Raw genomic sequence first — 12183 nt, 5'->3', positions numbered from 1 at the left:
GAACAATCCGGTCTCTTCCCCTGTCAATAAGGGCGAAGGAGGTGATACACATGACACAAGCAGAAGAGATCAAGACGAGTCTCGTCATCGTCTTCGAGCGTAAGGACAAGGTGACAGCAAACGGTGATGCCGTCGTCGCTCGCCGCCGCTACAACGGCTTACGTTCGAATCTTCCAGCAGACGTCGTCGCTTCGATTGGGCAATCGATCGGCAGCTTACTCGACGGACGCTACGCGCTGACGGAAATCAGCCGTGACTACGCTTTACTGAAGGCATAACCCATCCTCTACATTTCATGAAAGGAGTGACCATTGATGGAACATACGATCGTCCTGACGTTCGATACGGTGACGAAAAAGCCGTATCGCTTACGCATCGCTGGCGCAAAGGAGAATGCGACCGTGGCTGAGATCAAAGCAATCGGTGACTTGTTCGTCGCCCATGACCCGTTCATGAACGGTGTCACACGTCTCTCGTCCGCCGAATTGCAAAACAGTTCGGAATCGGCATTCGTCTTGTAAGCTTTTTCAGTCCATCGTCACGGGATTACGTGACGATGGCTTTTTTTTGGTATACTAGAAACATCAACCAGCTGAAAGGAAGTCAATTTATGGCCAAACGCCCACTCACTCCTCGCGAATGCGAACTCGTCGTCTGTAGTCTCTACGTAATGGAACTCATCCCGTTCGAAGGCATCATGGAACGTCTCGAATCCATTACGCTCCGAGACATCATCGGCCCCGTCGCACGTGGTGAATCGACGCGGGAGCAAGCTGCTGACGCGCTTGACCAGTACATCAAGGTCCGACGTCGCCGGTTCCGCAACGTCCCACCGGAACATCTGTGGTCGCTTGACGACCGGATTGAACAAGAAGCACTGCGGATGATCCGCAAGCGTTCACCGCTCTCGGCAGGAGAAAAGCTCCAGCCAAAAGCCATTCCTCATGAAATGGGGGATACAGTCGAGATGAAAGTGACCGAAATTCAGGATCGCAACAACAAAGTGACCTTAATCGGAAAAGTCGGTAACGTCACGGCGAAACTCCCGGTCGCGAACCGTCAAGCCTATAAAGGCAACAAGACGATTTCCGCCTGGATCACGGGTGTCGAAAAGAAACCTGCCTTACTTCATTTGTCGACATCCGATTACGGCAAACACCAGCCGTCAGAAGACGTCAAGGCAGCGTATGCGACTGCCGTCGCCGCTTTACGTCGCTATTTCGAGACGAACGAGCTCCCGACGACCGAAGAAGTCGACCTTGCAAAATCACTGTTCCAACGGATGATCCGTCGCGATCAGAACGATTGGTTCACGGTTTACGTCGCGATGGGTCGCCCGCAGCTCGATCACGTCCGGCGCTGGGTCAAGGTCATCCAGATGCTCGCCCGCTCCCTGCGTGGTGACGAAGAAGCGACACAACAACTTGCTTCGCAAGAAGATCGCTTCTTCAAGGATGCCTTATTGCGTGCCTGTAAAGCGGCAGAGAAAAACTTCACGTCTTAATGCTTTCGCCTTAACACGTATCGATTCCTAGTCAAAACGAAAAAATAACGCTTCGCACCGGACAACTTTTCCGGTGTGAAGCGTTTTTGTATTCGTTGATCATTGAACTGAAAAATCGTAGATATTCGTTCCTTTTTTGCGATTCGCATCCTTGATTTTTCCCTGATATATCAATTGCTCATGCTTCAAATCAATCACGGACACTTGGAAGCCAGCGTTCGTCTCGGATGAGAGATAAAGCTGCATCTCGTCCGTAGAATCCAACCAATCAATCTTTTTCAAAACAAGCGGACTACTTACACTATGCTCGGATAATCGTTTTGTTTCCAAGTCGAACGTCGACCATTCGATGCGTTTCGTCTCTCCTTCTGGCAGACGGAGTCCAATCAGGTAACGACCATTTGCATAAGGCGTATAACCGATTTGTTGCTGATCTAACTCCTCGATGGACCGAACGCTTTTCCCATCATCAAGGAAATAAGAATGTTTCGTGTTCTCTTCGTCGCCATCAAATGGTTGTTCCGTGTAGACGATCTCATTTTGATGAATTGCTAAAAATTGACGCGCGTTTTTAGGCGCTACTGGTTTTTGAAGAACGATTTCTTCGACTCGGTCGCCTGTTAAATCGAGCACAAGAAGTTTCGTTTTCGTGGGCTGATCGATCCGATCAAGTTGGATGTAAACTTTCATCGCCTGCTTATCGATGACACTGGCTTGTACGTCAATCCCTGTCTCAAGTTTTGTATCATACTGAAATGTTTTCTCAAACATCTCCTCCGTCTTGAACGTAAACATCTTAAATCGTAATTTATTGTGTTTAATCTGAATCGCATACTCCGATTGTTCACCTCCACTTACATTTGTTTCCATTTGCATCGTGAATGCATAATATTTGTCTGGTAAATCCGTCATTTTATCTTCACGGAATAGTTGTCCGACGTAAGAGTTTGACTGTTTTTCGATGTCACCCTTTGCGTTGACATCATAAATCGTCGAGCGCATCCCTTTCGTCTGAAGACGTAAATTAAAATTTTCGATTTGCGAAGTCTTTCCACTGACGGTCTCAAGCGACAAGTCCGCCCCTTGGATCGATAGTGTATAACCGATGTAGCTTCCAATTGTCATGAGAATGATCAATCCATAGATCAAAAGTTGACGATATCGTTTCATGAGAGTTCTCCTTTAGACGGATAGGCGCGTCTGGACTAACCGCAGATTTTTGTACGACACATATAACGTCAAGAGCACGACGTACCCGAGATAAAATTGCATGTGCAGTTGACTCAAATCGTTCGAAATAGCTGACAACGTCACACCTATCACGATCCACCCGGCAATCAGCGCAATCCCGGTTAATCCGACGAGGAAGAACGCTTTGCTCTTTCGGAACGATCGCTCAAGTAAAACTGTCATGAAAACGAACGAGATGACGATGAATGTCATCAGTAAGATGAATAAAATATCACTCGGATACATTGTGTAGAACAACTTCATGTAGAAGGAGTATTCGTTGATGCTAGCTGTGACTTGTTGAGCATCTGGTAATAACCATAAGTAGAGAGTGCGACTAAGCAACAACAAGACCCACTGGATGCCGATCAGACTAGCGACGACAAGTAAGAGTGTCGTCATCTTCGATGCAACAATCGCCCGGCGTGATCCAGGAAGCAATAGTAGCCGGTAGATGTACTTCGTCTCGCCCATCCAGTCGCGGTACCAAATCCAGAACGCGAACAGGACAATCATCCCCATCGCTAATACAATGATCGAATCGTAAAAATTCGTTGCTTGCGCAAATAACAGCGGACCACCACCCTGCTCGATGGCGTCGAGTTCTGATATCTGTTCGATCCGCATCGTTGCCTCAACCGAGTGCTGATAATCGTAAATCTGATAGAGCAGTGACGCAATTTCTGCGACAATCAATCCTGAAATCAACAAAACCAGTAATTTCGTACTTCGTTTCAGTTCTTCATTCGTTAATAACAACCAACGTTTCATCCTTGATAAACCTCCCGCATCCGGTCCTGGACCGATTGATGATGACGGCCGCGCAGCTCATCCGTCTCTTTGACTTCAACGATCTTTCCGTCCCGTAAGAATAATACTCGGTCAATCACCTGCTCGACCTCAGCGATTTCGTGTGTCGTCATCAGGATGCTTCGTCCTTCCATGAACTCACTTGAGAAAATCCAGGCAATCTGTTCCTTCATGAAGAGATCGATTCCCGCGAGCGGTTCGTCGAGTAATATGTACGGTCGATCAAGCGCGAATCCTAAGACGAGATTGAACTTCGCCTTGTTCCCTTTTGATAAGTTCGCCATTTTATCCGTCGTAAACAGCTGGAACGTCTCTAGTAACCGTTCCGCTGTCTCTTGATTCCAATCCGGATAATGATCCGCCATATACGTGAGCGCTTGTCCGATCGTCATGTAGCTCGGCATCGTCTGAAGATCAGGCACGAATGCGATTTTGTCACGCGACGTTTTACCGTCGACCGTCACCGTCCCGGCATCCACCGGAATCAAACCGAGAATTGCTTTTAGGATCGTTGACTTCCCTTCCCCGTTCAAGCCGATCAGACATGTCACTTCGTTTAGACCGACAGAGAACGTCACGTCACGTAAGACGTGCTTTTTTCGTCCGTATCGCTTTTGTAGCCATTTCACTTCAAGCACTAGACTTCCCTCCTTGATTACGACCATTGTATTAAGACAATAGTACATCTGTTAACTGTATGGTACATGCCATACAGTCTAGCGTCAACCTGTTTTTTCCTGCTATCATCCAGAAAATGAAAAAGAGCCGGACAATCATGTCCGACTCTGCGAGTATTTCGATTTCGTTTTTGCTATTTAATTTATGAAAGAAGAGACGTTTTGTTCACTCAAAAACGCTTTCTAGGAAAACGATTCGAGATGAACAAAAAAGAGAGGACGCCCTGATGGACACCCCCTCTGAACACGTGACTGGTACTTCAATAAATATCAATCGTCGACTCCAGTGCCCGGCATGTCCGACGCACGGTCGGTAAGAAGTCGGTCCGTTTTGCGACACCGCCTTCAATCTGGACATGCTGAATGCCTTTCGTCCGCTGCATCGCTGTTAAGACGGTGACCAGCTCGATAAACCAATTCGAGATCAGTTCGACGACCTGTTCGTCAAAAGCGGCAGCGCCATACACATCATACCCGTTCTCGCAGAGATGGTTCGGGAAGCGGGCTTTGAACCGATGAATCAAAGTGTCCGTCGTCGGAATTAAAAATTCGTCATAGACAACACGCTGCTCGGCATCAAGCGTTTGTTCTGTCACACCATCCATCATCAAATGTGGCTGATTGCCGATATTCAATGCCCAACTCGTCTTCTTTCGCTCGCCAGTGGAAGTGATCGTTCGCATGGTTTCATCCATCTCCTTTTGATGTGTAAGCGTTTACCTTCTCATTCTACCTGTCATTTGACCTATTCTGCAACCGTCAACTTGACCAATTTAAACGATAACTTCGCTTGACATTCAGTCTATCAAACTCAACGCTTTTTGACGATGTCAGGAATTAACATCGTCCTTGTAGACGTAGACGGCAACGAGATCAATCAAGACATGGATGATGATCAGCGGCCAGAGTGTCTCGAGCGCTAGATACAAGTAGCCGAACCCCGCCCCGATCAGCCCCGTCACGAGAATCGCGAACCACCCTTGATAACGATGGGCGACCCCGAACAAGATGGCCCCGATCCAGACAAAGCTAACGTCTGAAAACGGTAAAAATAATCCGAGCGTATGAAAGAGAAACCCGCGATAGATCAACTCTTCCGTCACTCCTGCCATCAGCGCGACCATTTGGAACCCGGTTCGCTCCTCTTTTGTTCGCGGCAGAATCAGTCGTTCCGCCTCACTTTGATAGAGCGGCAACAAACGTTTGCGAAACGCTGGAACGGTCGCTGTCAAAAGCAAGACGATACAGAGAAAGACGATCAGTCCGATCGTCGCGTACCAGATTGGTCCACTTGGGACAAAAAACGTCAAGCCGATTTCCGGTAACAGCGTACCGCTGACCAGCGTTCCACCGACGAGCAACAGACATAAGATACCGCTCGACTGGACCATCGAGGGGTAGAATTCCTTGCGTGGGACGATCGTCAAGTCGACCGGTCGGACCGCTGCGATGATTGAAAGGACGACGAGCAATCCGAGTAAAAATCCATTTACGAAGAGATACATGACTTCGACTCCTTTTTTGATTCCACACTCCCGTCACAGAAAGTGCTATTAGACCCTACTAAAATATGATACCATTCAGTGGAATCCTATACAGAGGAGAGAACAATATGCGAAAAGTTTTTCGAATCAGCATCTTGTTCGTACTGTTCGCCCTCATCGTCAGTAGTTTCATCTACTGGCAAAATCGGGAACGTGTTCAAAATGAAATGTATCGTACGTATTATGGACAGCATGGCGTACCTGCCGAGAACATCGACATCTACGAACAAGCCGCGGCACGTTACGGCATCGACTGGAAGCTACTCGCCTCCATCCATCGCGTCGAGACAATCTTCTCAAACTCGTCAGCGATGCAATCGTCCGTTGGCGCCATCGGTCCGTTCCAATTCATGCCGAAAACATGGGTCGGTTGGGGATACGAAGGTGGCACGTCGCTCGGTGACATCGAGCATGACGGCATCGACGTGACGGATCCGGAAGCCATCGAGAAATATGGTGGTCTCGGAGTGGACGCGGACGGCGACGGGAAAGCCGATCCGACGAGTCTCGTCGACAGCGCCCACACGGCAGCGAAATACCTGAACCAACACGATGTTACGAAGACATCAGACCGAGACACGCTCGCGACAGCACTGTTTGAATACAATCGCAGTGAACAATATGTTTCTGACGTGCTCGCCCAATATGATCGTTACCAGCAACATGTCGAGGCGATCGATGCGAACGACCTCGACCTCAAGAAGAAAACACTCGCATTCTTCCTTCGCATCAGCTCACGTTTGACCAATTAAAAGGAGGCACCACCCATGACACCAGCCGATTCTTCCGAACTCTTGATTGAGGAATCGTCGATCCGCGTCCAGACGACGTTTGATCGAGACAAGACGAAACGCTATTTACGAAGCTACATCTTTGACGACATCGCAGAAGGGACGCACGTCGCCGCTTTAATCTACACACCACGGACGACGGATGCCTTTCTCTCTGGAACGACGACACAACGTGCGTACAATTTGATGAAGAAGTATGTCAGTGACCCCGTCAAACAATATGACATCATCAGTTTGATGCCGGACCTGCTCGTCAGCGAGGATCTGCCGTTCGCGCAAGCGAGCTTCGATGAGACGAACTATGAGTTCGTCGCGAAGACACTTGCTGAAGTCAAAGCAAAAAATGGCGTCGTCCTCTGTGGCTGGGGATCGCCTGGTCGACTGATGCACCACCTTCCGGCATATGAGGAACTGTTTGAGCAGTATGCCGACATCCTCTATTGCTCCGGCATCACGAACAAAGGCGAACCGAACCATCTACGCTTGACGATGGACGATAGCCCGATGATCACGTATAACGACATGAAACAAAAAGCGAAAAAATTGCGTCGTAAATGACGCAATGGACCCTTCCATAACGGCAAGGGTCCTTTTTTTGAAACATTTTCCATCAACTTCGCGTATAATCAAGGTCTACATATTACATAGCAAGGAAGGTCATACGATGCCATTTTGGGATGAAGAATTACAGGAAGAAACGATGATTTCAGTCAAAGAAACAGACATTAAACGAATCGAGCAAGCCGTTAACGGTCGACTCCCCGTCCGTTACCTCGAACAAATCCAGGAACAAAACGGCGGTGCTCCGGAAGCCATGGCCGTGATGGTCGAATTCGAGAATACATGGTCGGACGAAGAAACTGGATTGCATCTCCCACTCCGCTCCATGTCGTCATTGACATTCGAACGGTATCTAGACGAATTGTCGATCCTCCGGGAATGGGATGTCGAAGGAAACGTCATGATGTTCGCGGAAGGAGAAGGTAGCTATTTTTGGTACTTCCACTTCATGGAGGCTGCTGAGCCGACTGTCTGGTGCCTCGATATTTCGGATGAAACGACCCATTTCGTCGCGGCGACATATGACGAGTGGTTAACGAAGCTGAGTAGCGATGTTCCGGAAGTCGTCATGCCGGATGTCGTATTTCTGACGTTACCTGAAATCAAGGACATTCTCCGTGGAGATGACGAAAACGAAAAACTTCTCGCCTACTCCCACTGGATGATTCTCGATGAAGAACAGGAAGAACTCATCGAAGCGTTCATGACACTGATCGAACGAAACGACCAGCCTGATCTCCTCGACTCTTATGCGTATTACCTCATGGAAGTCTTGACGAACAACCCGGAGTTGTTAGAACAGAAACGAGATGACGTCACGACCTTGATCCTCAGTAAAGGTGACAATCTCGATGCAGAAGACTTGCTATCTTGGATGGATGAAGAGATAGACGAAGAGTTATGACCTAAACCATAAAGCCAGTATTCCTCGTCCATACGGATGACGAATACTGGCTTTTTCGCATGCCTATACAATCGTTTAAGACAACATCAACTCAAGCAGACAGTCGACGAGATCCTTCTCGAGTTCGAGTGCTTGTAACTGGTGCATCATGTTGACCGGGTCGAGCTTTTGTGACAGCAGACGGTACAAACGATCCTTCAAATCATAGCTGATTTCCGCTTGGTCGAGGAACGCATACAACCGGTCCATCTTATTCTCGTTCGTCGAGATCTCGACTTGGAGCGACAACGTGATCGTATCGGTCACTTCACCCAGTTCAACGCGAAGGGACTGCGTCGCATGATCATAGACGCCGGTGACACTCTCTCCGTCGCGCTGAACGTATCCTTCACGGACTCCACGTAAGATCAACGTAATCGAGCGGTTTTCGGGTAGCAAGTCACGGTGTCCGGTTGGTGCCGCGATCGTCAACTCACGTGCTTCCCAGTCGAGCGCAAACGTCGTCTCAACGTTGACACCGTCGCGGTGCGCGACACCTGTGCTATCGTCTTCGAACAACGTAAACCGGTTCGATGCTCCCGGGAAGACGACGACTTCGAGATCGTCCGGATTATGCAGGGCATTCGACTGTTCGAGATGACGACCGAGTGGAACGATCGCACCGGCTTTTGCGAGTACGCCTTGGTCTTCGAGATAACGGAACAGACGGATCTGCTTGCCGCCGCGGTATCGGTGCCCATTGAAGAAATCGAACCATTCCCCTTCCGGCAACCACGCTGTCGTCGCCGTCATGTGCAGCTTCCGGTGCATTGGTGTGACCATCGGCGCGACGATCAATTCCGTTCCGAAGTAGAACTGATTCGGAACGTTGTATGCTTGATCGTCTTCCGGATGCTCATAATACATCGGTGAGACGAGTGGCAAGCCGTCAAAGTGATTACGGGCATTCATCGTGTAGATGTACGGCACGAGCTGGTGCCGAAGTCGTAAATATTTCTTCATGACGTTCGCCGCATCGGTCGAATAACGCCACGGTTCTTTCCCGTTGAAGATGCTCATCGTACTGTGCAGGCGCATGATCGGACTGAAGACACCGTATTGGAGCCAACGTGTCGATAACTCGTCATCTTTCTCTCCCCGCTGGTGTCCCCCGATATCATGGCTCCACCATCCATAACCGATGTTCGACGCTGTCGCCGTGAAGTACGGCTGGAATTGGAGTGATGCCCACGAGATGATCGTATCGCCTGAGAAACCAACCGGATAGCGGTGACTTCCGGGTCCCGCGTAACGTGAGAAGATCAACGGTCGATTGCCATCGCGAGCGATATCGAGCGCGTGATAATGATTGAGCATCCAGAGCGGATCAAGCCCTTTCATCTTCGAGTTCGCGCCCTGCTGCCAGTCGATCCACCAGAAGTCGACGCCATCTGCCTCGTGCGGGTGATGAAGCTTCGTGAAGTAGTTCTCGATGAACGTCCGGTCCGAGAAATCAAATGGGATCCGGACATCCGATTCGGGATCGACGCCCATCGCGACCGCCATCGCCTCGTAGGCTTCTTCAAACCCACGCACACCGTCCGCCGGGTGCAAGTTGAGCGTTACCATCCGGTCGTCATCCTTCAACCATTGTAAGAATCCGCGTGGATCCGGGAATAGATCACGGTTCCACGTATAGCCCGTCCAGCCGCTCCCGTACCGTTCCGGGATATCGGTGACGTGCCAGTCCATATCGATGACACTGACCGAGAACGGAATGTCTTCTGTCTTGAAGCGCGTCATCAAATCCTTGTATTCCTTCTCACTATAACGCCAGTAGCGACTCCACCAGTTGCCGAGTACCTGACGTGGTAACATCGGCGTCGGTCCTGTCAGGTGGTAGAAGTCACGCAGTGCCTGTTTGTAGTCGTGACCGTATCCGAAGTAATAGATGTCATGCGTACCGGAGCGTCGCGGTTCGACGAAGTGGTCTTCCGTCAGGACGAAGGCGTTCGAGTCGTCGATCGCCGCGTAACCTTGTCGTGAAAGAATCCCTTCTTCAAGTGGGATGACGCCGTCCGCATGATCAAGCGTCCGTGCCGTTCCTTTTAACGTCCGGAGCGGTCCGCCGAACGTATAGCGGCTGTAGTAGGTACTGAAGTTCCCTAAGACATCGATATAAAGTGTGTTCGCAGCGAACGGTCCCTTCGTATAATGCAGATGGACGTGCTCGGTGATGATTTGCAATTCTTCCTCGTTTTCGACGATGCGGTAAGCAGGTACCGGGAAATCACGATTGAAGACCGTTTGGGTCGGTCGATCCTCGAACTGTCCATCCGCCGCGTACTCGAGTCGAATCATGCGACTCGTCAAGACCGTGAAACGGTAGACATCTCCTTGGATGATGGCGTCTGGTCGTGCTTGTGGTTTCATGTCGCGCGTGTAGAAATGGGATTCATCAATTGTTCGCATACGGGTTCGGGACTTACGCCCCTTTCACTTCCTTCCAGGCTAAGTAGTGTGCAACCGATTACACATCTAGTGTATAAGAGTTCATGTTCCCACTTCAAGGAAGAATGAACCAAAAAAACGTCCCGCACCTGAAAATCGATGCAGAACGTTGCGTCATAATAAGGGTGAAATCAAGCGCGAGAGCGACTCAAAAATGCGGAAGCGGAGCGGACGTTTGACGTAATCGTTCGATGATAACTGAATCGAGACATCGAAATCAGCGATGAAGTCACGCTCGAGCTGTTCCGTACTTTCTGTGTCATACAGGAACGCCATTAGTTCATAATTGAGGACAAAACTGCGAATGTCCATGTTTGCCGTCCCGACGGCACCGATTTTCCCGTCGACGAGAAACAGTTTGGCATGGATGAAGTGACGGTTGTACGTGTAAATCTTGACGCCGTCCTTCAGAAGTGGTCCGAAGTAGGACCGGGTCCCGTAATAAGACGTAAAACTGTCGCCTTTCCCCGGCGTCAGGATGCGGACGTCGAGTCCGGCACGTGCCGCGAGTCGGAGTAGCGTCATCGTCTCATTGTCCGGAATCAAGTACGGTGTCGCAATCCAGATCGAACGTTGCGCTGCGATGATCGCGGCAATCAACGCATTGCGAATCGCGGGGTCCTTTGAGGTCGGTCCGCTCGTGACGATTTGAATCGCCCCGTCTGACGCCACATCATGTTTCGGGAAGTACTGGTGGATTGACTCACCCCCCGCAAACGTCTCCCATGTGTCATCCGATTCGATTTGGGCATAGATCCAGTCGTCGAGGAACGTCGCTTGTAATTCTTTGACGGCACGTCCTTCGAGCCGCAAATGCGTATCACGCCAAAACCCGAACTTCTTACTCTTGCCGTCGTACTCATCCCCTACGTTCAATCCGCCGGTGAAGCCAACTTTTCCATCAACGACGACGATTTTTCGGTGATTGCGGAAGTTTGCCGTGAAGATGAACAAGGGACTCGAGATTGGATCATAGGCTGCGATATGCGCTCCAGCGTCGCGTAGCGGGCGCAGGAAGTTCTCACCGAGCATATAGCTTCCGAGTCCGTCATACATGAACCGCACCGTTACTCCGGCTTCGAGTCGTTCCATCAACGCTTCACGGATTGCCTTGCCTGTCTCATCGTTCCGATAAATGTAGTACTGGATGTGGACATGATGCTGCGCTTGACGAATCGCGTCCAAAATCGCTGGGAACGTCTCTTCCCCGTTCGTCAGGATTTCACTTGCTGTATGAACGTCCACCCCGCCGCCACCGAAGTTACGAATCGTGTTCGCAAGCTTCAAGTGATTCGGTGGCAACTCACTGACAGCAAGCGACCGAACTGGACGAATCGCTTGCTTGAGCAATTTCCGTTCGTCATGCGAACGACGATTCCGACGGCGACGCCGTGGATTCCGACCGAACATCAACCAGATGATGACTCCGAGAATTGGTAAGAAAATCAGAACGAGGAACCAAGCGATCGTTGATTCTGCTGTCCGGTTTTCGATGAAAATGATCATGATGACGGCGAGCGGCACGACCGTCGCTGAAATCGTTAAGACATAAAATAAATAGCCGAGTTGATATAGTCCCCAAATGATGCCACCGGCGACTAAAAATACGAGTGCGAATTGTAAAATCCGGTTGCGCACAGATTTTCCTCCTTCAATTAACATACCTTCACTA

At 49.9% G+C, this 12183-nt stretch carries 13 protein-coding genes; 6 read left to right on the top strand and 7 right to left on the bottom strand.

The window, feature by feature from the left end; genetic code table 11:
• Nucleotides 1-50: 50 nt before the first annotated feature.
• The 3 genes from U719_RS06350 to U719_RS06340 all read left to right on the top strand — a co-directional run bounded on the left by U719_RS06350 (nucleotide 51) and on the right by U719_RS06340 (nucleotide 1504).
• Nucleotides 51-278, top strand: coding sequence for a hypothetical protein (locus tag U719_RS06350; protein WP_023467919.1), 228 nt, complete (start codon nucleotides 51-53; stop codon nucleotides 276-278).
• 36 nt (nucleotides 279-314) lie between these two features.
• Nucleotides 315-521, top strand: coding sequence for a DUF2922 family protein (locus tag U719_RS06345; RefSeq protein ID WP_023467918.1), 207 nt, complete (start codon nucleotides 315-317; stop codon nucleotides 519-521).
• An 89-nt stretch (nucleotides 522-610) separates the two neighbouring features.
• Nucleotides 611-1504 carry a hypothetical protein gene (locus tag U719_RS06340; protein ID WP_023467917.1) on the top strand — a complete coding sequence of 298 codons (894 nt, stop codon included), beginning with the start codon at nucleotides 611-613 and terminating at the stop codon, nucleotides 1502-1504.
• A 99-nt stretch (nucleotides 1505-1603) separates the two neighbouring features.
• Here the strand turns inward: U719_RS06340 and U719_RS06335 are convergent, their stop codons facing one another.
• The 5 genes from U719_RS06335 to U719_RS16420 all read right to left on the bottom strand — a co-directional run bounded on the left by U719_RS06335 (nucleotide 1604) and on the right by U719_RS16420 (nucleotide 5726).
• Nucleotides 1604-2674: a hypothetical protein gene (locus tag U719_RS06335; RefSeq protein ID WP_023467916.1), complete on the bottom strand. Its 1071-nt coding sequence runs from the start codon at nucleotides 2672-2674 to the stop codon at nucleotides 1604-1606.
• A gap of 12 nt (nucleotides 2675-2686) precedes the next feature.
• Nucleotides 2687-3505, bottom strand: coding sequence for a hypothetical protein (locus U719_RS06330; RefSeq protein WP_023467915.1), 819 nt, complete (start codon nucleotides 3503-3505; stop codon nucleotides 2687-2689).
• A complete protein-coding gene (locus U719_RS06325; protein WP_023467914.1) occupies nucleotides 3502-4182 on the bottom strand; it encodes an ABC transporter ATP-binding protein in 681 nt (226 codons plus the stop codon). Before U719_RS06325 ends, U719_RS06330 begins: the two co-directional genes overlap by 4 nt.
• A 299-nt stretch (nucleotides 4183-4481) precedes the next feature.
• On the bottom strand, nucleotides 4482-4916 hold the full coding sequence (locus U719_RS06320) for a hypothetical protein (protein ID WP_235147640.1): 435 nt from the start codon (nucleotides 4914-4916) through the stop codon (nucleotides 4482-4484).
• A gap of 135 nt (nucleotides 4917-5051) precedes the next feature.
• Entirely contained in the window at nucleotides 5052-5726 is a 675-nt protein-coding gene (locus U719_RS16420) for a CPBP family intramembrane glutamic endopeptidase (RefSeq protein ID WP_023467912.1), read from the bottom strand.
• A 107-nt stretch (nucleotides 5727-5833) separates the two neighbouring features.
• Here U719_RS16420 and U719_RS06310 point away from each other — a divergent pair, with 107 nt between their 5' ends.
• From U719_RS06310 to U719_RS06300, 3 genes are all read left to right on the top strand, one after another.
• Nucleotides 5834-6517, top strand: coding sequence for a lytic transglycosylase domain-containing protein (locus U719_RS06310; protein ID WP_023467911.1), 684 nt, complete (start codon nucleotides 5834-5836; stop codon nucleotides 6515-6517).
• A gap of 15 nt (nucleotides 6518-6532) precedes the next feature.
• Nucleotides 6533-7114 (top strand): DUF1643 domain-containing protein, encoded by a 582-nt coding sequence (locus tag U719_RS06305; protein ID WP_023467910.1) that lies wholly within the window; start codon nucleotides 6533-6535, stop codon nucleotides 7112-7114.
• Between the two features lie 106 nt (nucleotides 7115-7220).
• Nucleotides 7221-8021 carry an SMI1/KNR4 family protein gene (locus tag U719_RS06300; protein ID WP_023467909.1) on the top strand — a complete coding sequence of 267 codons (801 nt, stop codon included), beginning with the start codon at nucleotides 7221-7223 and terminating at the stop codon, nucleotides 8019-8021.
• 75 nt (nucleotides 8022-8096) lie between these two features.
• Here the strand turns inward: U719_RS06300 and U719_RS06295 are convergent, their stop codons facing one another.
• On the bottom strand, nucleotides 8097-10472 hold the full coding sequence (locus tag U719_RS06295; protein ID WP_023467908.1) for a glycoside hydrolase family 31 protein: 2376 nt from the start codon (nucleotides 10470-10472) through the stop codon (nucleotides 8097-8099).
• A 153-nt stretch (nucleotides 10473-10625) separates the two neighbouring features.
• Entirely contained in the window at nucleotides 10626-12149 is a 1524-nt protein-coding gene (locus U719_RS06290) for a cardiolipin synthase (protein ID WP_023467907.1), read from the bottom strand.
• Nucleotides 12150-12183 lie beyond the last annotated feature (34 nt).

Origin of the sequence: Exiguobacterium sp. MH3 (assembly GCF_000496635.1) — a bacterium.
Classification (GTDB): Bacteria; Bacillota; Bacilli; order Exiguobacteriales; family Exiguobacteriaceae; genus Exiguobacterium_A; species Exiguobacterium_A indicum.
This window is presented reverse-complemented; position numbering and strand designations above follow the sequence as displayed.

Excerpts from the sequence above, each read along its gene's own strand:
- U719_RS06345 (WP_023467918.1), top strand. The coding sequence starts at position 315 with ATGGAACATACGATCGTCCTGACGTTCGATACGGTGACGAAAAAGCCG.
- U719_RS06330 (WP_023467915.1), bottom strand. The coding sequence starts at position 3,505 with ATGAAACGTTGGTTGTTATTAACGAATGAAGAACTGAAACGAAGTACG.
- U719_RS06295 (WP_023467908.1), bottom strand. The coding sequence starts at position 10,472 with ATGCGAACAATTGATGAATCCCATTTCTACACGCGCGACATGAAACCA.
- U719_RS06340 (WP_023467917.1), top strand. The coding sequence starts at position 611 with ATGGCCAAACGCCCACTCACTCCTCGCGAATGCGAACTCGTCGTCTGT.
- U719_RS06320 (WP_235147640.1), bottom strand. The coding sequence starts at position 4,916 with ATGGATGAAACCATGCGAACGATCACTTCCACTGGCGAGCGAAAGAAG.
- U719_RS06300 (WP_023467909.1), top strand. The coding sequence starts at position 7,221 with ATGCCATTTTGGGATGAAGAATTACAGGAAGAAACGATGATTTCAGTC.
- U719_RS06305 (WP_023467910.1), top strand. The coding sequence starts at position 6,533 with ATGACACCAGCCGATTCTTCCGAACTCTTGATTGAGGAATCGTCGATC.
- U719_RS16420 (WP_023467912.1), bottom strand. The coding sequence starts at position 5,726 with ATGTATCTCTTCGTAAATGGATTTTTACTCGGATTGCTCGTCGTCCTT.
- U719_RS06350 (WP_023467919.1), top strand. The coding sequence starts at position 51 with ATGACACAAGCAGAAGAGATCAAGACGAGTCTCGTCATCGTCTTCGAG.
- U719_RS06310 (WP_023467911.1), top strand. The coding sequence starts at position 5,834 with ATGCGAAAAGTTTTTCGAATCAGCATCTTGTTCGTACTGTTCGCCCTC.
- U719_RS06335 (WP_023467916.1), bottom strand. The coding sequence starts at position 2,674 with ATGAAACGATATCGTCAACTTTTGATCTATGGATTGATCATTCTCATG.